We start from the raw sequence: 23,626 nt of genomic DNA on the forward strand, positions 1-23,626 counted from the left end.
TTAGTGCAGTTCGTTACCTCTGTTACAAATCCAACCTGAGTCCTTCAGTGCAGGAAGACTCACTGCCGCTCCATCCTGGATTTGTACCTGTCAAAGGTCGCCACATGCATGGTGCGTCTTTTTTCCCGGCGAGCAGACATGCACACTCCCGGAAAAAACCGCGCGCGTTATTCTACGTGATAAACACGTTAAACAGCAGGTCAAACCGAATATCTTTGCGAATATTTTTTCACATTTGAGTCAAGTGGCTGGGAAGCAGCAAAAAAATCGCCCTGACCGCCGAAAACTCCGCATTTGGTCAGCTCCTGCCATTCGCCCCGACTGCGCACGCCCGCCGCGAAAACCTGTATCGATGTTCCTTTACAGGCCTCCACCAGACTTTGTACTAACAGCTGGTTTTGACTGCGCTTTTCAATATTTCGCACCAGCACCGGATCTATCTTAATCAGCTCAACGTCGAGCTGCTTAATCCAGGTGGTGCTGACTAAGGCTAAACCTGCCTGCGTTACTGCAACCCGAACGCCTAATGCATGGATTAAACGGACGACTGGCTGTAAACGCGTCATATGTTGACAGACATCTACCTCTGCAAGTTCAAAAATAATCCGTCGGCGCTGCGATTTTTCACACTGCATCAAGGTATCGCGCAGCCAGCGCTGGAAACGCGGGCGGATCAGCGACTCGGCCGTTACCTGAATGGCCAGGTTTTCCTCCGGCCAGAAGCCGAGGAATGGGATAAGGCGGGTGATCTGCTGGCGGTCGTACTCTTCGCCGAGGCCAAACTCCAGCACCATCGGCAGGTATTCTGCGGCAATCACCTCTTCTTTACCGTCAAAGATACGGCACATCAGTTCACGGTGGTGAACGCTGCCGTCGAGGTTGACCGCCGGTTTTTGATACAGGCGTGGGCCGCCACGGCTGAGCATCTGCTCAATCAGGGTGCGCCAGCGGACGTTACCGCGCCCTTTCTCCGGTAATGAATCATCATAAATCGCCCAGCTGTTGCTGCCCTGCAGCACGGCATTGCGCACTGCCGCTTCCGCGTGTTCCATCACCTGCTCGGTCGTCTGCCCGCTACGCCAGGCGCAAATGCCGATGTGCATCATGTCATCACGATCGAGGATCTTCGCCAGCGGCAGCCCATCAATGGCTTTGAGTAATTGCCCGGCGATACTGTCAGCTTCTTTTAACGTGCGGTGCGGCAGCAGAACGGTAAAGTCGCTGCGGCGATAGCGTGCCAGCAGCGCGCCGGGGTAGCGCATAATAAAGGTAGAGAGCAGATTGATAAGGGTAAAGACATGCTCTTCCGCTGCGGCACGGCCCCAGTTGTCACGCAGGAAGTCGAAGTCCGGCAGACGGATCATCATCACGATACCGTGGGAGCCCACGTTTTCCTGGTCATCAAGCAGCGTCGCCAGCTGATTATCAAAAAACAGTCGGTTGCTGAGGCCAGTTTTTGAATCCTGGGCCGCATAGGAGCGGATCAGCGTATCCAGGCGGCTGCGCTGCTCGCCGGCAAACTGAATTTCCGAAAGCAGCATATCCAGCGCCGAACTGGTGCGGGCGGGCCATTCATGAATATTGCCTTTGGCTTTCGGCCCGCGCTCGCCGTTAAGAATACGAATGGAGCGCAGCTCCAGCAGCTCTTCCCCGGCCAGCTGTCGCCGTAGCCAGCGTACGGCGATAAATACCACCAGCACCATAAAGGCAATGGTGATCGTCAGCGGCGCGGTGGTCATGAGCGAGCGAAAGTAGTTGGCCATTGGGTCCTGATAGACCAAATGAATCATCATGCCGGGATGTTTGAGCGACGGGACTTCCATTTCGCGGAATTGATAGTGGCTGCCAGCCGGCTGATAGCTGCTGCCGCGGCTATGGTGGAACAGCGCTTTGCCGTTGAGCGTGAAATCGACGCGCACGATATCGAGCGGCACCATGATCTCATCAAGCTGATGGTCGAGCTTGTCGAACGGCGTATTAACCAGGCGGTTATCCAGCACGGTCGCGACGGCCTGCACGCGATTGGCTATCTTGTACTGTATGCCGTTATAAAAACTCAGCGAGGAGCCGATTAACGTCACAAAGATGGTAAGCCCGGTTAAGAGCGTAAAAAAGGCTGAGAACTTCGTCGTTAATCGCATCCCTGTGTTAACTCCGTAGGTTAATCGTCCCCGATGAGTGTCGGGCGCCTGCGTCCGTACATTACTATTAGAAGTAAGCACTAACATATCAAACCAGGGCGGCATACTACCAAACCTGGAGGATCTGGCAATTTATTGCGCCAAATCGCCAACAAATAATGATAACCGAGTATAGTCCCCGGTAACTTTTTTCACTATCAGTCCATGTAAGGAAGGGTTATGCAGGCACTCATCTTAGAACAGCAGGATGGCAAAACTATCGCCGCAGTGAAGGCCGTCGACGACAGCCTGCTGCCGCAGGGTAACGTTACCGTCGATATCCAGTGGTCCAGCCTGAACTATAAAGACGCGCTCGCCATCACCGGGAAAGGGAAAATCATCCGTAACTTCCCAATGGTGCCAGGGATCGACTTCGCCGGTACGGTGCATACCAGCGATGATGCGCGCTTTACCCCAGGCCAGCAGGTACTGCTGACCGGTTGGGGCGTGGGCGAAAACCATTGGGGCGGTCTGTCCGAGCGCGCACGCGTGAACGGCGATTGGCTGGTACCGCTGCCGGCAGGCCTGGATGGTCGTAAAGCCATGATCATCGGCACCGCAGGCTTCACCGCCATGCTGTGTGTAATGGCGCTGGAAGATGCAGGCGTACGTCCTGAAGACGGTGAAATCGTGGTAACCGGCGCCAGCGGCGGCGTGGGCAGTACCGCTATCGCCCTGCTGCACAAGCTCGGTTACCAGGTGGCAGCGGTGTCAGGCCGTGAAAGCACCCATAGCTATCTGCGCGCGCTGGGCGCGAGCCGTATTCTGGGCCGTGACGAGTTCGCGGAAACCCGCCCGCTGGAAAAACAGATTTGGGCAGGTGCGGTCGATACCGTGGGCGATAAAGTGCTGGCTAAAGTGCTGGCGCAGATGAACTACGGCGGATGCGTGGCGGCCTGCGGCCTGGCCGGCGGTTTTGCGTTGCCGACTACCGTGATGCCATTTATTCTGCGTAATGTTCGCCTGCAGGGCGTGGATTCGGTGATGACCCCGGCAGCACGTCGCGCCGAGGCCTGGAAACGTCTGGTTACCGATTTGCCTGAGTCCTTCTTCGCCCAGAGCGCAACGGAGATAAGCCTTTCTCAAGCACCTGAATTTGCAGATAAAATCATCAACAACCAGATCCAGGGCCGTACCCTGGTCAAAATTGACTAAGCACTTATTTTTCAAGGCGCACTCGCGTTAATTTGACTCCTCCGCCATGCTTAGCAAAAGCCTGCCGGAGGAAGTCATGAAAGCCCGTAAATTAACTGAAGCAGATGTCACCGCCGAGTCTGTTTTTATGCTCCAGCGCCGCCAGGTGCTGAAGATGCTTGGTATCAGCACCGCTGCTGCCTCACTTCCACTGCATGCCTCCAGCCTGACGGACTGGTTTAAAGGAAACGATCGCCCACCAGCGCCTTCCGGGCAGCCATTGACCTTCAGCAAGCCCGATGAATGGCAGAACAAGCTGACGCTGACCCCAGAAAACAAAGTCACCGGCTACAACAACTTCTATGAATTCGGCCTCGATAAAGCCGACCCTGCCGCGAACGCCGGAAGCCTGCCCATGAATCCATGGAAGCTGACCATTGGCGGTGAAGTCGCAAAACCGCTGACGCTCGATCATGACGATTTAACCAAACGCTTCCCGCTGGAACAGCGTATTTACCGCATGCGCTGCGTGGAAGCCTGGTCAATGGTGGTGCCGTGGATTGGTTTCCCGCTGCATAAGCTGCTCGCCGCCGTCGAGCCCACCAGCAACGCGAAGTACGTGGCCTTTAAAACGCTCTACTCCCCAGAGAACATGCCTGGACAGAAGGACCGATTTATCGGCGGCGGCCTTGCCTATCCTTATATAGAAGGGTTGCGTCTGGACGAAGCCATGAACCCGCTGACGCTCCTGACCGTCGGCGTATACGGTAAAGCGCTGCCGCCGCAAAACGGTGCGCCGATTCGTCTGACCGTACCGTGGAAGTACGGGTTTAAGGGAATCAAGTCGATTGTCAGCATTATGCTGACCCGCGAGCGCCCGGATTCCACCTGGAACCTGGCCGCGCCGGATGAATACGGCTTCTTTGCCAACGTGAACCCGCACGTTGATCACCCGCGCTGGTCTCAGGCGACGGAGCGTTTTATCGGTTCTGGCGGCATTCTCGACGTACAGCGTCAACCAACGCTGCTGTTTAACGGCTATGCCGATGAAGTGGCTTCGCTCTATCGTGGGATGAATTTGCGGGAGAATTTTTAATGCGTTTAACGGCGACACAGGTCACCTGGCTTAAGGTTTTCCTGCATCTTGCGGCATTTTTGCCGTTCGTCTGGCTGTTCTGGGCCGTCTCTCAGGGCCAGCTAAGCGCCGACCCGGTAAAGGACATTCAACATTTTACCGGTAGGATGGCTCTGAAATTGCTGCTGGCGACCTTGTTGGTCACCCCGCTGGCGCGCTACGCTAAACAACCGTTGTTGATTCGCCCCCGTCGACTACTGGGACTGTGGTGCTTTGCCTGGGCCACCATCCACCTCACCAGCTACAGCGTTCTGGAACTGGGTATTCGCAATCTGTCGCTATTAGGTCAGGAAATTGTGACTCGCCCCTATCTTCTGCTGGGATTTGCCTGCTGGCTGATTTTATTGGCTCTGGCGGTAACATCGACCCAGGCTATGCAGCGAAAATTAGGCCGACGCTGGCAGCTTTTGCATAACTTCGTCTATCTTGTGGCGATCCTCGCGCCGATACATTTCCTGTGGTCGGTAAAGATTATCTCACCACAACCGGTTATCTACGCGGCCATCGCGATCGTGCTTTTAGCCTGCCGTTATAAGAAGTTTCGCCAGTGGTGGCGCTAGTTTCGTGATATGTGCGGTTTACCGCAATTCTCTTATAGTCAGACGTTCTTTACACGATAGCAGTTGATAATCTTCCCTGATAAGACCAGTATTTAGCTGCCAAATGCTACGAAATAGTTATAATGTGCGACCTTGGTTTTCCTGACAGGGTTTTTACCCCCCTGAAAAGGTGACAATCGCGCATCGAAGGTATATTTTGTTTTTTACCCGAGAATTGCAGGAGATAGCAGCACAATGACTGACAAGTTTCGCATTTTGCTTTTGAACGGTCCGAACCTGAATATGTTAGGCACCCGTGAGCCAGAGAAGTACGGCACGCTGACGCTTTCCCAGATCGTAAACCGCTTAACCGCGGAAGCTGAAACCCTGAACGTCACGCTCGACAGCCTGCAGTCCAACGCCGAGTACGTCCTCATCGACCGTATTCATCAGGCTAAAGACAATATTGACTATATCCTGATTAATCCGGCCGCGTTCACGCACACGAGCGTTGCCCTTCGCGATGCGTTGCTGGCGGTGAGTATCCCGTTTATCGAGATCCACTTGAGCAACGTTCATGCGCGCGAACCATTCCGCCATCATTCGTATCTGTCTGATATCGCTTCTGGCGTTATCTGCGGACTCGGCGCTGACGGCTATTCATACGCTTTACAGACGGCGGTAAAACGCCTGTCACAATCAAACTAAACAAAGAGTACGGAACCCACTCATGGATATTCGTAAGATTAAAAAACTGATCGAGCTGGTCGAAGAGTCTGGCATCAACGAACTGGAAATTTCTGAAGGTGAAGAGTCAGTGCGCATCAGCCGCTCTGCTCCAAACACCGGTATTCCAGTGATGCAGCAGGCCTACGCAGCACCTGTAATGCAAGCGCAAGCACCTGTTGCAGCAGCTGCACCAGCTGCAGCTGAAGCTCCGGCTAAAGCTGAAATCAGTGGTCACATCGTACGTTCCCCGATGGTTGGTACTTTCTATCGCACTCCAGGCCCGGATGCTAAAGCATTCGTGGAAGTTGGTCAGAAAGTTAACGTGGGCGACACCCTGTGCATCGTTGAAGCGATGAAAATGATGAACCAGATCGAAGCTGACAAAGCAGGGACTGTGAAAGCAATCCTGGTAGAAAGCGGTCAGCCAGTTGAATTTGACGAGCCTCTGGTCGTCATCGAGTAACGAGGCGAAGATGCTGGATAAAATTGTCATCGCCAACCGCGGCGAGATTGCACTGCGTATTCTTCGTGCCTGTAAAGAACTGGGCATCAAGACCGTGGCTGTGCACTCCACTGCGGACCGCGATTTAAAACACGTACTGCTGGCGGATGAAACGGTCTGTATTGGCCCGGCTCAGTCCGTAAAAAGCTATCTGAACATCCCGGCTATCATCAGCGCTGCTGAAATCACCGGGGCTGTTGCAATTCACCCAGGCTATGGCTTCCTCTCCGAGAACGCCAACTTTGCCGAGCAGGTTGAACGTTCCGGCTTTATCTTCATCGGCCCGAAAGCCGACACTATCCGCCTGATGGGCGACAAAGTGTCCGCAATCACCGCCATGAAGAAAGCAGGCGTACCAACCGTTCCGGGGTCTGACGGCCCGCTGGGCGAAGATATGGATGTTAACCGCGCTCATGCGAAACGCATCGGCTACCCGGTTATCATCAAAGCCTCTGGCGGCGGCGGCGGTCGCGGCATGCGCGTCGTGCGCAGCGACGCAGACCTGGCGCAGTCCATTGCCATGACCAAAGCGGAAGCCAAAGCGGCTTTCAGCAACGACATGGTTTACATGGAAAAATACCTGGAAAATCCTCGCCACGTCGAGATTCAGGTACTGGCTGACGGTCAGGGCAACGCTATCTATCTGGCTGAACGTGACTGCTCCATGCAGCGTCGTCACCAGAAAGTTGTCGAAGAAGCACCAGCACCGGGCATTACCCCGGAACTGCGTCGCTACATCGGCGAACGCTGCGCGAAAGCGTGTGTGGATATCGGCTACCGCGGCGCAGGTACTTTCGAGTTCCTGTTCGAAAACGGCGAGTTCTACTTCATTGAAATGAACACCCGTATCCAGGTAGAACACCCGGTTACCGAGATGATCACCGGCGTTGACCTTATCAAAGAGCAGCTGCGTATCGCTGCCGGTCAGCCGCTGTCCATCAAGCAAGAAGAAGTCCATGTCCGTGGCCATGCGGTAGAATGCCGTATCAACGCCGAAGACCCAGACACCTTCCTGCCAAGCCCGGGTAAAATTACCCGCTTCCACGCGCCGGGCGGCTTTGGCGTTCGTTGGGAATCTCATATCTACGCTGGCTACACCGTACCACCGTACTATGACTCAATGATCGGCAAACTCATCTGTTACGGTGAGACCCGTGACGTGGCAATTGCTCGCATGAAGAACGCGCTGCAGGAACTGATCATCGACGGTATCAAAACCAACGTTGATCTGCAGATGCGTATCATGGCCGACGAGAACTTCCAGCATGGTGGTACCAACATCCACTATCTGGAGAAAAAACTCGGATTACAGGAAAAATAATCCTGTTATCGCAGCAAAAGGCCGGATTTTCCGGCCTTTTTTCTTTTTCTCTCCCCTCATCTTTGCCTTGCGGTACAATCCCCGCTTTCTTCATCCACAAGGGACAAAAAATGGACAAGCGTTTTGTTCAGGCCCATAAAGAGGCGCGCTGGGCGCTGTGGCTAACCCTTCTCTATCTTGCTGTGTGGTTAGCGTGTGCTTACTTACCTGATTCCACGCAGGGTATCACCGGCCTGCCGCACTGGTTTGAAATGGCCTGCCTGCTGATGCCGCTGGTTTTTATTTTGCTGTGCTGGCTGATGGTCCGCTTTGTCTTCCGCGACATCCCGCTGGAGGATAAAGATGCAAACTGAGATTATCGTCGTTCTCGTGCTTTACCTGTTCGTGGTGTTCGGCCTGTCGCTGTATGCCATGCGTAAGCGCAGCACCGGTTCCTTCCTCAGCGAATACTTCCTCGGCAGCCGCTCGATGGGCGGCTTTGTGCTGGCCATGACGTTGACAACGACCTACATCAGCGCCAGTTCGTTTATCGGTGGGCCGGGGGCCGCCTATAAATACGGGCTGGGCTGGGTGTTGCTGGCGCTGATCCAGGTGCCGACGATCTGGCTGTCGCTGGGGGTACTCGGTAAGAAGTTCGCTATTCTGGCGCGACGCTATAACGCCATTACCCTCAATGACATGCTGCAGGCGCGCTACCAAAACCGTGCGGTGGTGTGGATTGCCAGTATCAGTCTGTTGGTGGCTTTCGTCGGGGCGATTGCGGTGCAGTTTATCGGCGGCGCACGCCTGCTGGAGACGGCGGCAGGCATTAAGTATGAAAACGGCCTGCTGATCTTCGGCATTACCATTGCCCTGTACACTGCCTTCGGCGGCTTCCGTGCCAGCGTGCTCAACGACACCATGCAGGGCATGGTGATGCTGATTGGCACCATCGTGCTGCTGGTTGGTGTGGTGCATGCCGCAGGCGGGCTGCATAACGCGGTGGATACGCTGGAGCAGATAAACCCGCAGCTGGTCTCGCCGCGCGGCGCAGATGACATCCTGACACCGACCTTTATGACCTCTTTCTGGGTGCTGGTCTGCTTCGGGGTGATAGGCCTGCCACATACCGCCGTACGCTGTATCTCGTATAAAGACAGTAAGGCGGTGCATCGCGGGATTATCATCGGCACTATCGTTGTGGCGGTGCTGATGCTGGGGATGCATCTGGCAGGCGCGCTGGGCCGTGCCGTGCTGCCGCACCTGACCGTGCCGGATCTGGTGATCCCGACGCTGATGGTGCAGGTATTACCGCCATGGGCGGCTGGCCTGTTCCTTGCCGCGCCGATGGCCGCTATTATGTCGAACGTGAACGCCCACTTACTGCAAGCGTCGGCGACCATCATTAAAGATCTGTGGCTCAGCGCGAGCCCGACTAAAATTCGTAATGAGCACCGCATTAAGCGCATCTCCACCTGGACGACGCTGGTGCTCGGTATTCTGATGATGCTTGCCGCCTGGCGTCCGCCAGAGATGATTATCTGGCTGAACCTGCTCGCCTTTGGCGGGCTGGAAGCAGTATTCCTGTGGCCATTGGTGCTCGGCCTGTACTGGGAGCGTGCGAACGCTGCTGGGGCGTTGAGCGCGATGATCGTCGGCGGCGTGCTGTATGCCGTGCTGGCCACATTTAATATTCAGTACCTGGGCTTCCATCCGATTGTGCCCTCGCTGCTGCTAAGTTTGCTGGCGTTTGTCGTCGGGAACCGTTTTGGTCAACCCGTCGTACAGGCTGCCGTCATTTCTTCTGATAAATAAAGAGTTTTGCCATGCCGTGGATCCAACTGAAACTGAACACAACCGGCGCCAATGCCGAAGATCTTAGCGATGCACTGATGGAGGCCGGTTCGGTCTCCATTACCTTCCAGGATACGCATGACACGCCGGTCTTCGAGCCACTGCCGGGTGAAACGCGTCTGTGGGGTGATACCGACGTTATCGGCCTGTTCGACGCAGAAACCGACATGAAAGAGGTGGTTGCCATCCTGGAACAGCATCCGCTGCTGGGTGAAGGCTTCGCCCACAAAATTGAGCAGCTAGAGGATAAAGACTGGGAGCGCGAGTGGATGGATAACTTCCACCCGATGCGTTTCGGCAAGCGTCTGTGGATCTGTCCAAGCTGGCGCGATGTGCCGGACATTAACGCCGTTAACGTGATGCTCGATCCGGGCCTGGCCTTCGGTACCGGCACGCATCCAACCACCTCTCTGTGCCTGCAGTGGCTGGACGGGCTGGATTTAACCGGCAAGACGGTGATCGACTTTGGCTGCGGTTCCGGGATCCTCGCGATCGCCGCGCTGAAGTTGGGTGCCGCCAAAGCGATCGGGATCGATATCGATCCGCAGGCGATTCAGGCCAGCCGCGACAACGCTCAGCGCAACGGCGTTTCCGAACGTCTGGAGCTGTATCTGCCGCAGGACCAGCCTGAGGCCATGAAAGCCGACGTGGTGGTCGCTAACATCCTGGCAGGCCCATTACGCGAACTGGCACCGTTAATCAGCGTGCTGCCGGTTACAGGCGGCCTACTGGGGCTTTCTGGCATCCTGGCAAGCCAGGCGGAAAGCGTCTGTGAAGCCTACGCCGATCTCTTTGACCTCGACGCTGTCGTTGAGAAAGAAGAGTGGTGCCGCATTACCGGCCGTAAGAAGTAATCTCCTCCCGTGGCCTCTTTGCAGGCCACATTTTTCCCTCTTTTTGTACACCATCGCCCACCGCCACGCGTTAAAATAAAAACTTAACTCATTGAAGTTAAAACATAAATTCACATTAACTATTCATTGGACGAATTGTATGAAAACAACGTTTGGCAAGGCGGCGATCCTGGCCCTCAGCATCATGCCCATCTCGGTTTTTGCTTCCCACTGGAGCTACGAAGGAGAAGGCTCCCCCGAGCACTGGGGCGCACTCAGCGAGGAGTTCAAAACCTGCCAGACCGGCATGAACCAATCCCCGATTAACATTGATACCGCGCTGGCGGCACATCTCTCGCCGCTGGACGTCCGCTATACCGACGGCCCGGTCACGCTCATCAATAACGGACATACCGTCCAGGCTGGCCTGAAGAGCACCACCAGCGATACCGTCACGATTGACGGCACGCCGTTTACCCTCCAGCAGGTCCACTTCCATGCGCCAAGCGAAAACACCGTTCACGGCAAACACTACGCCATGGAGGCTCATCTGGTGCACAAAGATGCGAAGGGTAACACCGCGGTCGTGGCGGTGATGTTTGACGTAGGAGCAGAAAATGCGGCGCTGAAGGCGCTGTGGGCCGCAGTGCCGGAGAAAACAGAACAGGAAGTGAGTATACCTGCGCAGTTAGACCTCAATACGCTTCTGCCTACCGATAAGCATTACTGGCGATTCAGCGGTTCCCTGACCACACCGCCATGCTCTGAAGGCGTGACCTGGATTGTCCTGAAGCAGCCGATGACCCTTTCCGAAGCGCAGCTGAAAAAATTCGCCCAGACGATGCATCATGACAACAACCGGCCGACCCAGCCGCTTAACGGCCGTGTGGTCGTTGAGTAGCCTGAAAAGCATCACGATCATATTCTGAATATGGGAGCATAGTCACACTATGTCACAATAATCTGCTGATTTAATCAGCAGATTATCTTGCCAAATCTCCTGCTGATGAAGAAAAAATGAGAAGTTACGCAAAAATATGCGCGTAGATAAAATAATCATATATTTCTAATGCAATGATTTATATAACTAATTCCTAATTACCATTTACGCTTACTACGATTCTTTGATCCACCTCAGAGGATTGGTTAAAGTTTGGCCTTTCATCTCGTGCAAAAAATGCGTAATATACGCCGCCTTGCAGTCACAGTATGGTCATTTCTTAACTCATGCGTATCGGACAACACCAGCTCAGAAATCGACTGATCGCAGCGCCTATGGCAGGTATTACCGACCGGCCGTTCAGGACGTTGTGCTACGAGATGGGAGCAGGTTTAACCGTTTCCGAGATGATGTCGTCTAACCCACAGGTCTGGGAAAGCGATAAGTCCCGCCTTCGGATGGTGCACATTGATGAGCCAGGTATTCGCACCGTGCAAATTGCCGGAAGCGTGCCTGAAGAGATGGCGGATGCCGCGCGTATCAACGTGGAAAGTGGCGCCCAGATTATTGATATCAATATGGGTTGCCCGGCCAAAAAAGTGAATCGCAAGCTTGCAGGTTCAGCCCTTCTGCAATACCCCGATCAGGTGAAGTCAATCCTGACGGCGGTTGTCAGCGCAGTGGACGTTCCTGTTACGTTAAAGATTCGCACGGGTTGGTCGCCGGAACACCGTAACTGTGTAGAGATTGCCCAACTGGCCGAAGACTGTGGCATTCAGGCCCTGACCATTCATGGACGCACCCGCGCCTGTTTGTTCAATGGTGAAGCTGAATACGACAGCATTCGGGCAGTTAAGCAGAAAGTTTCCATTCCGATTATCGCGAATGGTGACATTACTGACCCGCTTAAAGCCAGAGCTGTACTCGACTATACGGGGGCTGATGCCCTGATGATAGGACGTGCCGCTCAGGGAAGACCCTGGATCTTTCGGGAAATCCAGCATTATCTGGACACTGGAGAGCTGCTTGCTCCGCTGCCACTGGCAGAGGTTAAGCGCTTGCTTTGTTCGCATGTTCGGGAACTGCATGACTTTTATGGTCAGGCAAAAGGGTACCGAATTGCGCGTAAACACGTATCCTGGTATCTCCAGGAGCACGCTCCAAATGACCAGTTTCGGCGCACATTCAACGCCATAGAGGATGCCAGCGTACAGCTGGAGGCGTTGGAGGCATACTTCGAAAATCTTGCGTAATGAAATAAAGAGCTGACAGAACTATGTTCGAACAACGCGTAAATTCTGACGTACTGACCGTTTCTACCGTTAACTCTCAGGATCAGGTAACCCAAAAACCCCTGCGTGACTCGGTTAAACAGGCACTGAAGAACTATTTTGCTCAACTGAACGGTCAGGACGTTAATGACCTGTATGAGCTGGTACTGGCTGAAGTAGAACAGCCCCTGTTGGACATGGTGATGCAATACACCCGTGGTAACCAGACCCGCGCAGCCCTGATGATGGGCATCAACCGCGGTACTCTGCGTAAGAAACTGAAAAAATACGGCATGAACTGATACTAATCAGTTAATTGCTTGATTTTGAAGGCGCTACTCGGCATGGGGAAGCGCCTTTTTTATTGCCTGTTTTATTGCCAGTGTTACGCCTCAGCGTAGACGATTCGGTAACCTTTAGCCTCAGGAATCACCCGCGCAAAGCCCGATCCACCGAAGTGCATCCCCGCCACCAACCACTGTTCCGCTGCCGCCTGTGCCAGAATGCGTTTACGCGACGCTTCCGCCTGTTCTCTATCGATATCAAAAGCGATGCTCACGCCAGGATGCGCGGTCTGAATATAGGGGAAGTGAACGATGTCACCCCAGATAATCAAGCTGTCCTCTGGAGTATCAATTCTGAACCCGGTATGCCCCGGTGTATGCCCTGGCAGAGGAACGGGGTGAACCCCCTCAGCAATCGGCGCATCGCTCAGCAGGCGCACACGCTCACCGTAGGCGGCCAGCGTCTGGCGCGCGCGAATAAAATTACGCTGCTGACGTTCATTGGCCTGCGCAAATCGCGCATCGTCCAGCCAGAATGCCTTCTCAAGCGGATGTAGATAGAGTTCGGCGTTGGGATAAACCATCAGGCCCTCCTCGTCCAGCAAGCCCCCCAGATGGTCAGGATGGGCGTGGGTCAACAGCACCGTATCCACCGTTTCTGGCAGGACGCCTGCGGCCTGCAAATTGGCTTTCAACTGCCCACCTACGTTATTGACGCCACCGGTTCCTGAATCCACCAGAATCGTTCGTCCGCGTCCGCGGATAAGATAACCGTAGATATGTAGATTTCCGGGCTCAGCAATCCCCGCCTGCCGCTGGATCTCTCCGGCCTCTGTGGTACTAATGCCAGACAAGAGTTCGAGACTCGCGGCCATATTACCGTCGCTGAGCGGCGTCACCAGAAAATCGCCAATCTGACGGGAAATCACGTTCATAAACACCTCGTTACGGGGATGATGAGTAGAATAATAAGATGACAGAAGCCGAAAGCTGAGAACAGCACAAGCGAGGCCAGATGAATTATCTTCAGGCTTCCCTGCCTGAGAGGACGGGCGGTTACTGGTTAACGACCAGCGCGGGCCGGGCAGCCCACAGACTTTGGGCGCAGATGGTTGCCATAATATTGTCGACCAGTAGCGGAGCCTGCTGGTAGAGATCGAACGACTGAGGGCTCATTAGCCAGTTTTTGATAATACCGCTAAATGCGCTATGTAATACGATCAATACAATCTCAACGTTTGTATCAATGGGTAATATTCTGTTACGTACGCAGGCCTGCAATATATTTCGCATAGCATCATAGCTAAAACCTATCCTCCCTCTGATTTCATGCTCCGGCATCATATCGCAGCTAAATTCGCATTTATGATACAGAATCTGCATTAAGGCGCGCTGGCGTGGTGTCTCCGCGATATATTGCAAACCAACGACAAATTTATTTCTTAAGTTTAATAGCGGATTAGTGCTTTCTATTTGTATCAATTTATGATGAATTAAATCACGCAGCGGCAATTGTTCTTCCCACATTGCATTAAATAATTCACTTTTGCTGGCAAAATGCCAATACACCGCGCCGCGCGTTACCCCAGCGGCATCAGCAATATCGGTCAGCGTGGTGTTGCTTACGCCCCGCAGTGCAAACTGCTCGATTGCCGAATCAAGCAGCAGTTGGCGCGTCTTGAGCGCCTCTTCTTTCGTTTTTCTGGCCATAGCCTGCGTCACTTACCGCAACATTCACGGTGGATGGAAAATCAATTAATTCAATTTACCATTGAGACTAACCGTAATATTTACCAAAAAGTTTGATAAATACTTAAAATAAATAAATCCACTAAATGCATGAATCATTAATTAACATTCACACAATGAATGCATTCTTTTCCTTTTCTCTCTGCGTAAATTCTCTAATCCTGCTATTTTTGCGTTTCCGTGCCTTTGATGATTGTCCAAAAATAACTATCCCTTACATCCACCGATGTTTATTTGTAGGATAACGAACTGCTTTTTTTATTCACCCTTTCTTTCACAGATTTTTAGTCAAACCTGGCTATCAATCTATAAGGAACAGCAATGACGAGTCACGCCAGGGTTACACTCTTATCCAGCTTAATTATCTCTGCGGCATTACTTAGCGGCTGCGATAATTCTGGAAGCCAACAAGCGCATGCGCCAACACCTCAGGTTACCGTTCACACCGTGAACAACGCGCCATTGTCCATCACCACAGAATTACCGGGCCGGACCTCCGCGTTTCGCGTTGCTGAAGTTCGCCCGCAGGTCAGCGGGATTATTCTCAAACGCAACTTTGTCGAAGGTAGCGATGTTGAGGCCGGGCAATCTCTCTATCAAATTGATCCAGCAACCTACCAGGCAGCCTATGACAGCGCTAAAGGCGATCAAACTAAAGCAGAAGCCGCTGCGGTAATCGCTCACCTGACGGTAAAGCGCTATGTCCCTCTGCTGGGCACCCAGTACATCAGTCAGCAGGATTATGACCAGGCGGTCGCTACCGCACGTCAGGCCGATGCGGATGTGATGGCGGCAAAGGCAGCCGTGGAGAGCGCACGCATTAATCTGGCCTACACCAAAGTCACCTCGCCAATTACCGGCCGTATCGGCAAATCCAGCGTTACCGAAGGTGCGCTAGTCACCAACGGCCAGTCTGATGCCATGGCCACGGTACAGCAGCTTGACCCGATCTACGTTGATGTGACTCAGTCCAGCAGCGACTTTATGCGCCTCAAGCAAGAAAGTTTGCAGCAGGGCGGCGACGCAAAAAGCGTTCAACTGCTCATGGAAAATGGCCAGCCTTATGCGCTGAAAGGTTCTCTGCAGTTCTCTGACGTCACCGTCGATGAGAGCACGGGTTCCATCACCCTGCGCGCGATTTTCCCGAACCCACAGCACGTACTGCTGCCGGGGATGTTCGTTCGCGCTCGTATTGATGAAGGTGTGAATCCAAACGCTATGCTGGTTCCGCAGCAGGGTGTCACCCGTACACCGCGCGGCGATGCAACGGTTCTGCTGGTAAACGATAAGAACCAGGTGGAAACGCGCAGCGTGGTGGCGGCCCAGGCCGTTGGCGACCAGTGGCTGATTACCAGCGGTCTGAAAGCCGGCGACAAAGTTATCGTCAGCGGCCTGCAGAAGGTTCGCCCTAGCGCCACCGTGAAGGCTGAAGAGGATACCGCGGCTCCGGCTGCGCAATAAGGTACCGATTAAATGTCTAAGTTTTTTATCCATCGACCGGTGTTTGCCTGGGTTCTGGCCATCATCATGATGATTGCCGGCGGCCTGGCGATACTGCAGTTGCCTATCGCCCAGTACCCGACGATCGCCCCGCCTGCGGTGGCTATCTCCGCGACCTATCCGGGCGCTGATGCGCAAACCGTACAGGATACCGTCACCCAGGTTATCGAACAGAACATGAACGGTATCGATAACCTGATGTACATGTCCTCCACCAGTGACTCTGCGGGTTCCGTGACCATCACCCTGACCTTTAAATCAGGGACCGATCCGGATATTGCCCAGGTGCAGGTACAGAACAAGCTCTCTCTGGCAACGCCGCTACTGCCGCAGGAAGTACAACAGCAGGGTATCAGCGTAGAGAAGTCGAGCAGCAGCTTCCTGATGGTGGCCGGGTTTATCTCTGATAACCCAACGACCGTACAGGACGATATTTCAGACTATATTGCTTCTAACGTTAAAGACCCTATTAGTCGCCTGAACGGTGTGGGCGACGTGCAGCTCTTTGGTGCGCAATATGCGATGCGTATCTGGCTCGACGGCAACCTGCTGAACAAATACAGCCTGACGCCGGTGGACGTTATCAACCAGTTGAAGGTGCAGAACGACCAGATCGCAGCAGGCCAACTGGGCGGTACGCCGGCAGTGAAAGGCCAGCAGTTGAACGCCTCGATTATTGCGCAGACGCGTCTGAAAGACCCGGTTGAGTTCGGTAAAGTGACCCTACGCGTGAACGCGGATGGTTCGGTCGTTCATCTGAGTGACGTCGCGCGAATTGAGCTCGGCGGCGAAAACTACAACGTGGTCGCACGTATTAACGGTAAGCCTGCATCAGGCCTCGGGATCAAGCTGGCTACCGGTGCGAACGCACTGGATACCGCCAATGCGATTAAAGCTAAGCTCGCAGAGCTGCAACCGTTCTTCCCGCAGGGGATGAAGGTGGTCTATCCGTACGACACCACGCCGTTCGTAACCATCTCGATTCACGAAGTGATTAAGACGTTATTTGAGGCGATTATTCTCGTCTTCCTCGTCATGTATCTGTTCTTGCAGAACATTCGTGCGACCCTGATCCCGACGATTGCGGTACCGGTGGTGCTTCTCGGAACCTTTGCCGTGCTGTCGATGTTCGGCTACTCGATAAACACCCTAACCATGTTCGGGATGGTGCTCGCGATAGGCCTGCTCGTCGACGATGCCATCGTGGTGGTGGAAAACGTCGAGCGTGTGATGGTCGAGGAGAAGCTATCGCCCGTCGAGGCCACCGAGAAGTCGATGGAGCAGATCCAGGGTGCGCTGGTTGGGATCGCGATGGTGCTGTCGGCGGTATTCGTACCGATGGCCTTCTTCGGCGGCTCAACCGGGGCTATCTACCGCCAGTTCTCGATAACCATCGTTTCCGCCATGGCGCTGTCGGTACTGGTGGCTCTGATCCTTACTCCGGCGCTGTGCGCCACGCTGCTGAAACCAGCGTCTGCAGATCACTACGAGAAGAAAGGGTTCTTCGGCTGGTTTAACAATAAGTTTGATCAGAGCGTCAACCACTATACCAATAGCGTCAGCGGCATTCTGCGCGCCACCGGACGCTACCTGCTTATCTATCTGCTGATCGTTGTGGGGATGGCGGTACTGTTTATGCGCCTGCCCACCTCCTTCCTGCCGGATGAAGATCAGGGCGTATTCCTGACCATGGTACAGCTACCGGCTGGTGCGACGCAGGAGCGTACTCAGAAGGTGCTGGATACCGTGACCCACTACTACCTCAATAACGAAAAGTCGAACGTTGAGAGCGTCTTTACGGTTAACGGTTTCAGTTTCAGCGGCCAGGGGCAGAACTCCGGTATGGCGTTCGTAAGCCTGAAGCCGTGGGATGAGCGTAGCGGCGATGAAAACAGCGCGGAATCAGTTATCAAGCGTGCCACCATGGCCTTCAGCCAGATTAAAGATGCGATGGTCTTCCCGTTCAACATGCCAGCGATTATCGAGCTGGGCACGGCGACCGGCTTCGACTTTGAGCTGATTGACCAGGGCAACCTTGGCCATACGGCACTGACTCAGGCGCGTAACCAGCTTCTTGGCATGGTACAACAGCATCCGGATCAGCTGGTTCGCGTGCGTCCAAACGGCCTCGAAGATACCGCGCAGTTCAAACTCGATGTCGACCAGGAAAAAGCACAGGCCCTGGGCGTTTCGCTGTCTGACATCAACGAGACTATTTCTGCGGCGTTGGGTGGCTACTACGTAAATGACTTTATCGACCACGGTCGCGTGAAGAAAGTCTACGTTCAGGCAGACGCAAAATTCCGCATGCTGCCAGGCGACGTCAACAACATGTACGTCCGTAGCTCAAACGGTGAGATGGTGCCATTCTCTGCCTTTGTCACTTCACGCTGGGTGTATGGTTCTCCGCGTCTGGAACGCTATAACGGCCTGCCATCCATGGAGATCCTCGGTGAAGCGGCCCCGGGTAAGAGTACCGGTGAGGCGATGACGCTGATGGAACAACTGGCCAGCAAGCTGCCTTCTGGCATCGGCTTTGACTGGACGGGAATGTCCTATCAAGAACGTCTGTCCGGCAACCAGGCCCCTGCGCTGTATGCCATCTCGCTGATCGTCGTCTTCCTGTGCCTGGCCGCGCTCTATGAGAGCTGGTCGATTCCATTCTCCGTTATGCTGGTTGTGCCACTGGGCGTTGTCGGTGCGCTGCTGGCAGCCTCACTACGCGGACTGAATAACGATGTTTACTTCCAGGTAGGTCTGTTGACCACCATCGGTCTATCGGCGAAGAACGCCATCTTGATCGTCGAGTTTGCCAAAGATCTGATGGATAAAGAGGGGAAAGGCATCATCGAAGCTACGCTCGAGGCATCACGTATGCGTCTGCGTCCAATTCTGATGACGTCTCTGGCCTTTATTCTCGGCGTTATGCCGCTGGTTATCAGCCACGGTGCGGGCAGCGGTGCACAGAACGCCGTCGGTACCGGCGTGATGGGCGGGATGCTGACCGCGACGCTGCTGGCAATCTTCTTCGTGCCGGTGTTCTTTGTGGTGGTTAAACGCCGCTTTACCAAACACTCTGAGTAATACGAGTACTCATGATAAAAGGCGCCTGTAGGCGCCTTTCTTTTTGTCTGTTAGCCAGTAAGATTAGTTCAGCGGGCTCAATGCGTTAGGCCACCAGACCATCAGTTACGCTACGCGACTCGTCATTTCGTTATTTTCCTCTGCATCATTTCTGCATAATTCCACCGTTTTCAGCCTCTCTTCTCCACGATATTTACGAACCACATAAATTGAGATAAATCCCCCTATCTATAGGCTATAGCGCAGGTGATAAAATAAGCCATTCCGTAATACGACATATTTCTGGCGTAATGAAACGGATTATTTAGAGGCAACATCATGAAAAAATTTATTCTGGTGACACTGCTGGCAACGCTGCTTGCTGGCTGTGCGCATGACTCCCCTTGTGTACCCGTTTATGACGATCAGGGCCGTCTGGTTCACACCAACACTTGCATGAAAGGAACGACGCAGGACAACTGGGAAACCGCGGGTGCTATCGCCGGTGGTGCAGCTGCCCTCGCGGGCCTGACGCTGGGTATCGTTGCACTGACCAAATAACACAATGGCCAGAAGGCACCCGCTTTCTGGCCCTTTCCCTTACTTATTGGCAGCGTCAGAATGGCATAGGCGCAGCTTTTATTTCTAACCAAATCCCCCCCACCTTTTAATTCCAGCCAGTAATCTAAATACCCCATCCTAATAAAGAGATAGCGAGCACTGCCTTATTTTCAGCACCGAGTTTATTTCTAAAGGGATATTTCAATGAGACCGGAATACTATTTATTGCAGGTCGGATGAGGCATTCACGCCGCCATCCGGGCTACCAGCGCCGTCTGTAGCCCGGGCGAACGCAGTGACCCCGGGGATTTTCACCATACTTTTACTTTCGTATAGACGTAAAAAAGCCCATCCTGACGGATGGGCTTTTTTACTTTAATTGATGTCTGGCAGTTCCCTACTCTCGCATGGGGAGACCCCACACTACCATCGGCGCTACGGCGTTTCACTTCTGAGTTCGGCATGGGGTCAGGTGGGACCACCGCGCTACAGCCGCCAGACAAATTCTTTACTAAGTGCCAAACTTTAACCCGAAAAACTGGTGCTGATACCCAGAGTCGAACTGGGGACCTCACCCTTACCAAGGGTGCGCTCTACCAACTGAGCCATATCAGCACACTAAATTTGATGCCTGGCAGTTCCCTACTCTCGCATGGGGAGACCCCACACTACCATCGGCGCTACGGCGTTTCACTTCTGAGTTCGGCATGGGGTCAGGTGGGACCACCGCGCTACAGCCGCCAGGCAAATTCTGTTTATCAGACCGCTTTTCGCGTTCTGATGTAATCTGTAATCAAGCTGATAATCGATGTCTTTCTTTCGCCAAAACATCTTCGGCGTTGTAAGGTTAAGCCTCACGGTTCATTAGTACTGGTTAGCTCAACGTATCGCTACGCTTACACACCCAGCCTATCAACGTCGTCGTCTTCAACGTTCCTTCAGGACTCTCAAGGAGTCAGGGAGAACTCATCTTGGGGCAAGTTTCGTGCTTAGATGCTTTCAGCACTTATCTTTTCCGCATTTAGCTACCGGGCAATGCCATTGGCATGACAACCCGAACACCAGTGATGCGTCCACTCCGGTCCTCTCGTACTAGGAGCAGCCCCCCTCAATTCTCCAGCGCCCACGGCAGATAGGGACCGAACTGTCTCACGACGTTCTAAACCCAGCTCGCGTACCACTTTAAATGGCGAACAGCCATACCCTTGGGACCTACTTCAGCCCCAGGATGTGATGAGCCGACATCGAGGTGCCAAACACCGCCGTCGATATGAACTCTTGGGCGGTATCAGCCTGTTATCCCCGGAGTACCTTTTATCCGTTGAGCGATGGCCCTTCCATACAGAACCACCGGATCACTAAGACCTGCTTTCGCACCTGCTCGAGCCGTCACTCTCGCAGTCAAGCTAGCTTATGCCTTTGCACTAACCTCCTGATGTCCGACCAGGATTAGCTAACCTTCGTGCTCCTCCGTTACTCTTTAGGAGGAGACCGCCCCAGTCAAACTACCCACCAGACACTGTCCGCAACCCGGATTACGGGTCTACGTTAGAACACCAGCCATTAAAGGGTGGTATTTCAAGGTTGGCTCCATGCGAACTGGCGTCCACACTTCAAAGCCTCCCACCTATCCTACACATCAAGGACCAGTGTTCAGTGTCAAGCTATAGTAAAGGTTCACGGGGTCTTTCCGTCTTGCCGCGGGTACACTGCATCTTCACAGCGAGTTCAATTTCACTGAGTCTCGGGTGGAGACAGCCTGGCCATCATTACGCCATTCGTGCAGGTCGGAACTTACCCGACAAGGAATTTCGCTACCTTAGGACCGTTATAGTTACGGCCGCCGTTTACCGGGGCTTCGATCAAGAGCTTCGCGTTGCCGCTAACCCCATCAATTAACCTTCCGGCACCGGGCAGGCGTCACACCGTATACGTCCACTTTCGTGTTTGCACAGTGCTGTGTTTTTAATAAACAGTTGCAGCCAGCTGGTATCTTCGACTGATTTCAGCTCCATGAGTAAATCACTTCACCTACGTATCAGCGTGCCTTCTCCCGAAGTTACGGCACCATTTTGCCTAGTTCCTTCACCCGAGTTCTCTCAAGCGCCTTGGTATTCTCTACCTGACCACCTGTGTCGGTTTGGGGTACGATTTGATGTTACCTGATGCTTAGAGGCTTTTCCTGGAAGCAGGGCATTTGTTACTTCAGCACCGTAGTGCCTCGTCATCACACCTCAGCGTTAATAGCGTTCCGGATTTACCTAAAACGCCCGCCTACATGCTTAAACCGGGACAACCGTCGCCCGGCTAACATAGCCTTCTCCGTCCCCCCTTCGCAGTAACACCAAGTACAGGAATATTAACCTGTTTCCCATCGACTACGCCTTTCGGCCTCGCCTTAGGGGTCGACTCACCCTGCCCCGATTAACGTTGGACAGGAACCCTTGGTCTTCCGGCGTGCGGGTTTTTCACCCGCATTATCGTTACTTATGTCAGCATTCGCACTTCTGATACCTCCAGCATCCCTCACGAGACACCTTCGCAGGCTTACAGAACGCTCCCCTACCCAACAACACATAGTGTCGCTGCCGCAGCTTCGGTGCACAGTTTAGCCCCGTTACATCTTCCGCGCAGGCCGACTCGACCAGTGAGCTATTACGCTTTCTTTAAATGATGGCTGCTTCTAAGCCAACATCCTGGCTGTCTGAGCCTTCCCACATCGTTTCCCACTTAACTGTGACTTTGGGACCTTAGCTGGCGGTCTGGGTTGTTTCCCTCTTCACGACGGACGTTAGCACCCGCCGTGTGTCTCCCGTGATAACATTCTTCGGTATTCGTAGTTTGCATCGGGTTGGTAAGTCGGGATGACCCCCTAGCCGAAACAGTGCTCTACCCCCGAAGATGAGTTCACGAGGCGCTACCTAAATAGCTTTCGGGGAGAACCAGCTATCTCCCGGTTTGATTGGCCTTTCACCCCCAGCCACAAGTCATCCGCTAATTTTTCAACATTAGTCGGTTCGGTCCTCCAGTTAGTGTTACCCAACCTTCAACCTGCCCATGGCTAGATCACCGGGTTTCGGGTCTATACCCTGCAACTTAACGCCCAGTTAAGACTCGGTTTCCCTGCGGCTCCCCTATACGGTTAACCTTGCTACAGAATATAAGTCGCTGACCCATTATACAAAAGGTACGCAGTCACACCCCGAAGGATGCTCCCACTGCTTGTACGTACACGGTTTCAGGTTCTTTTTCACTCCCCTCGCCGGGGTTCTTTTCGCCTTTCCCTCACGGTACTGGTTCACTATCGGTCAGTCAGGAGTATTTAGCCTTGGAGGATGGTCCCCCCATATTCAGACAGGATACCACGTGTCCCGCCCTACTCATCGAGCTCACAACACATTCAATTTTGTGTACGGGGCTATCACCCTGTATCGCCGGCCTTTCCATACCGTTCCACTATCACACATGCTGATTCAGGCTCTGGGCTGCTCCCCGTTCGCTCGCCGCTACTGGGGGAATCTCGGTTGATTTCTTTTCCTCGGGGTACTTAGATGTTTCAGTTCCCCCGGTTCGCTTCATTACGCTATGTATTCACGTAATGATAGTGTGACGAATCACACTGGGTTTCCCCATTCGGAAATCGTCGGTTATAACGGTTCATATCACCTTACCGACGCTTATCGCAGATTAGCACGTCCTTCATCGCCTCTGACTGCCAGGGCATCCACCGTGTACGCTTAGTCGCTTAACCTCACAACCCGAAGATGTTTCTTTCGATTCATCATCGCGCTGCAAAAATTTGAGAGACTCAAACACACTTCAGTCTGTTCTTATTACGGAGAACAGAGTTCAGTGTGCTGTTTCAATTTTCAGCTTGATCCAGATTTTTAAAGAGCAAATATCTCAAACGTCACCCGAAGGTAAGTTTTGAGATATTGAGGTCGGCGACTTTCACTCACAAACCAGCAAGTGGCGTCCCCTAGGGGATTCGAACCCCTGTTACCGCCGTGAAAGGGCGGTGTCCTGGGCCTCTAGACGAAGGGGACACTGAA

General features: G+C 53.6%; 18 protein-coding genes, 2 tRNA genes and 3 rRNA genes. 15 read left to right on the forward strand and 8 right to left on the reverse strand.

Features of this window, described 5'->3' with window-relative positions; all coding sequences use genetic code 11:
• Nucleotides 1-200: 200 nt before the first annotated feature.
• On the reverse strand, nucleotides 201-2,141 hold the full coding sequence (gene csrD / locus AB2B48_RS15495) for an RNase E specificity factor CsrD (RefSeq protein WP_368299578.1): 1,941 nt from the start codon (nucleotides 2,139-2,141) through the stop codon (nucleotides 201-203).
• 219 nt (nucleotides 2,142-2,360) lie between these two features.
• Here csrD and AB2B48_RS15500 point away from each other — a divergent pair, with 219 nt between their 5' ends.
• The 12 genes from AB2B48_RS15500 to fis all read left to right on the forward strand — a co-directional run bounded on the left by AB2B48_RS15500 (nucleotide 2,361) and on the right by fis (nucleotide 12,719).
• Nucleotides 2,361-3,335 carry an MDR family oxidoreductase gene (locus AB2B48_RS15500; protein ID WP_185669791.1) on the forward strand — a complete coding sequence of 325 codons (975 nt, stop codon included), beginning with the start codon at nucleotides 2,361-2,363 and terminating at the stop codon, nucleotides 3,333-3,335.
• A gap of 76 nt (nucleotides 3,336-3,411) precedes the next feature.
• Nucleotides 3,412-4,410 (forward strand): protein-methionine-sulfoxide reductase catalytic subunit MsrP, encoded by a 999-nt coding sequence (gene msrP, locus AB2B48_RS15505; protein WP_185669790.1) that lies wholly within the window; start codon nucleotides 3,412-3,414, stop codon nucleotides 4,408-4,410.
• Nucleotides 4,410-5,009 carry a protein-methionine-sulfoxide reductase heme-binding subunit MsrQ gene (msrQ, locus tag AB2B48_RS15510; protein WP_368299579.1) on the forward strand — a complete coding sequence of 200 codons (600 nt, stop codon included), beginning with the start codon at nucleotides 4,410-4,412 and terminating at the stop codon, nucleotides 5,007-5,009. Before msrP ends, msrQ begins: the two co-directional genes overlap by 1 nt.
• 234 nt (nucleotides 5,010-5,243) lie before the next feature.
• Nucleotides 5,244-5,696 (forward strand): type II 3-dehydroquinate dehydratase, encoded by a 453-nt coding sequence (aroQ, locus tag AB2B48_RS15515; protein WP_333012145.1) that lies wholly within the window; start codon nucleotides 5,244-5,246, stop codon nucleotides 5,694-5,696.
• A 22-nt stretch (nucleotides 5,697-5,718) separates the two neighbouring features.
• A complete protein-coding gene (gene accB / locus AB2B48_RS15520) occupies nucleotides 5,719-6,180 on the forward strand; it encodes an acetyl-CoA carboxylase biotin carboxyl carrier protein (protein WP_185669788.1) in 462 nt (153 codons plus the stop codon).
• Between the two features lie 10 nt (nucleotides 6,181-6,190).
• On the forward strand, nucleotides 6,191-7,540 hold the full coding sequence (gene accC / locus AB2B48_RS15525) for an acetyl-CoA carboxylase biotin carboxylase subunit (RefSeq protein ID WP_185669787.1): 1,350 nt from the start codon (nucleotides 6,191-6,193) through the stop codon (nucleotides 7,538-7,540).
• 110 nt (nucleotides 7,541-7,650) lie between these two features.
• On the forward strand, nucleotides 7,651-7,893 hold the full coding sequence (locus AB2B48_RS15530; protein WP_368299580.1) for a YhdT family protein: 243 nt from the start codon (nucleotides 7,651-7,653) through the stop codon (nucleotides 7,891-7,893).
• Nucleotides 7,883-9,334, forward strand: a complete 1,452-nt coding sequence (gene panF, locus AB2B48_RS15535; protein ID WP_368299581.1) for a sodium/pantothenate symporter — start codon at nucleotides 7,883-7,885, stop codon at nucleotides 9,332-9,334. Before AB2B48_RS15530 ends, panF begins: the two co-directional genes overlap by 11 nt.
• Before the next feature lie 11 nt (nucleotides 9,335-9,345).
• The gene (gene prmA / locus AB2B48_RS15540; RefSeq protein ID WP_368299582.1) at nucleotides 9,346-10,227 is read left to right on the forward strand and encodes a 50S ribosomal protein L11 methyltransferase; all 882 of its coding nucleotides are present in this window, start codon (nucleotides 9,346-9,348) and stop codon (nucleotides 10,225-10,227) included.
• A 139-nt stretch (nucleotides 10,228-10,366) separates the two neighbouring features.
• Complete coding sequence (locus tag AB2B48_RS15545; RefSeq protein WP_185669783.1) at nucleotides 10,367-11,107, forward strand: carbonic anhydrase; 741 nt, start codon at nucleotides 10,367-10,369, stop codon at nucleotides 11,105-11,107.
• 326 nt (nucleotides 11,108-11,433) lie between these two features.
• Complete coding sequence (dusB, locus tag AB2B48_RS15550) at nucleotides 11,434-12,399, forward strand: tRNA dihydrouridine synthase DusB (RefSeq protein WP_185669782.1); 966 nt, start codon at nucleotides 11,434-11,436, stop codon at nucleotides 12,397-12,399.
• A gap of 23 nt (nucleotides 12,400-12,422) precedes the next feature.
• Nucleotides 12,423-12,719: a DNA-binding transcriptional regulator Fis gene (gene fis / locus AB2B48_RS15555; RefSeq protein ID WP_000462905.1), complete on the forward strand. Its 297-nt coding sequence runs from the start codon at nucleotides 12,423-12,425 to the stop codon at nucleotides 12,717-12,719.
• A gap of 83 nt (nucleotides 12,720-12,802) precedes the next feature.
• On the opposite strand, the gene AB2B48_RS15560 is transcribed toward fis, so the two are convergent.
• Nucleotides 12,803-13,636 (reverse strand): MBL fold metallo-hydrolase, encoded by an 834-nt coding sequence (locus tag AB2B48_RS15560; RefSeq protein WP_368299583.1) that lies wholly within the window; start codon nucleotides 13,634-13,636, stop codon nucleotides 12,803-12,805.
• Between the two features lie 121 nt (nucleotides 13,637-13,757).
• Nucleotides 13,758-14,411: an acrEF/envCD operon transcriptional regulator gene (gene envR, locus AB2B48_RS15565; RefSeq protein ID WP_185669780.1), complete on the reverse strand. Its 654-nt coding sequence runs from the start codon at nucleotides 14,409-14,411 to the stop codon at nucleotides 13,758-13,760.
• Between the two features lie 360 nt (nucleotides 14,412-14,771).
• Here envR and AB2B48_RS15570 point away from each other — a divergent pair, with 360 nt between their 5' ends.
• The 3 genes from AB2B48_RS15570 (at nucleotide 14,772) to AB2B48_RS15580 (ending at nucleotide 19,574) form a co-directional block, all read left to right on the forward strand.
• Nucleotides 14,772-15,911, forward strand: coding sequence for an efflux RND transporter periplasmic adaptor subunit (locus AB2B48_RS15570; protein WP_368299584.1), 1,140 nt, complete (start codon nucleotides 14,772-14,774; stop codon nucleotides 15,909-15,911).
• A 12-nt stretch (nucleotides 15,912-15,923) separates the two neighbouring features.
• Nucleotides 15,924-19,034 carry an efflux RND transporter permease subunit gene (locus AB2B48_RS15575; RefSeq protein ID WP_185669778.1) on the forward strand — a complete coding sequence of 1,037 codons (3,111 nt, stop codon included), beginning with the start codon at nucleotides 15,924-15,926 and terminating at the stop codon, nucleotides 19,032-19,034.
• 318 nt (nucleotides 19,035-19,352) lie between these two features.
• Nucleotides 19,353-19,574 carry a lipoprotein gene (locus AB2B48_RS15580; protein ID WP_035891258.1) on the forward strand — a complete coding sequence of 74 codons (222 nt, stop codon included), beginning with the start codon at nucleotides 19,353-19,355 and terminating at the stop codon, nucleotides 19,572-19,574.
• Between the two features lie 384 nt (nucleotides 19,575-19,958).
• On the opposite strand, the gene rrf (AB2B48_RS15585) is transcribed toward AB2B48_RS15580, so the two are convergent.
• The 5 genes from rrf (AB2B48_RS15585) to AB2B48_RS15605 form a co-directional block, all read right to left on the reverse strand.
• Nucleotides 19,959-20,074, reverse strand: a 5S ribosomal RNA gene (rrf, locus tag AB2B48_RS15585).
• A gap of 39 nt (nucleotides 20,075-20,113) precedes the next feature.
• Nucleotides 20,114-20,189, reverse strand: a tRNA-Thr gene (locus tag AB2B48_RS15590).
• Nucleotides 20,190-20,203: 14 nt separating this feature from the next.
• Nucleotides 20,204-20,319 (reverse strand): 5S ribosomal RNA (gene rrf / locus AB2B48_RS15595).
• Nucleotides 20,320-20,417: 98 nt separating this feature from the next.
• A 23S ribosomal RNA gene (locus AB2B48_RS15600) occupies nucleotides 20,418-23,325 on the reverse strand.
• 219 nt (nucleotides 23,326-23,544) lie between these two features.
• Nucleotides 23,545-23,620, reverse strand: a tRNA-Glu gene (locus AB2B48_RS15605).
• Nucleotides 23,621-23,626: the final 6 nt, after the last annotated feature.

It is taken from the genome of Kluyvera sichuanensis (genome assembly GCF_040930405.1).
GTDB lineage: Bacteria > Pseudomonadota > Gammaproteobacteria > Enterobacterales > Enterobacteriaceae > Kluyvera > Kluyvera sichuanensis.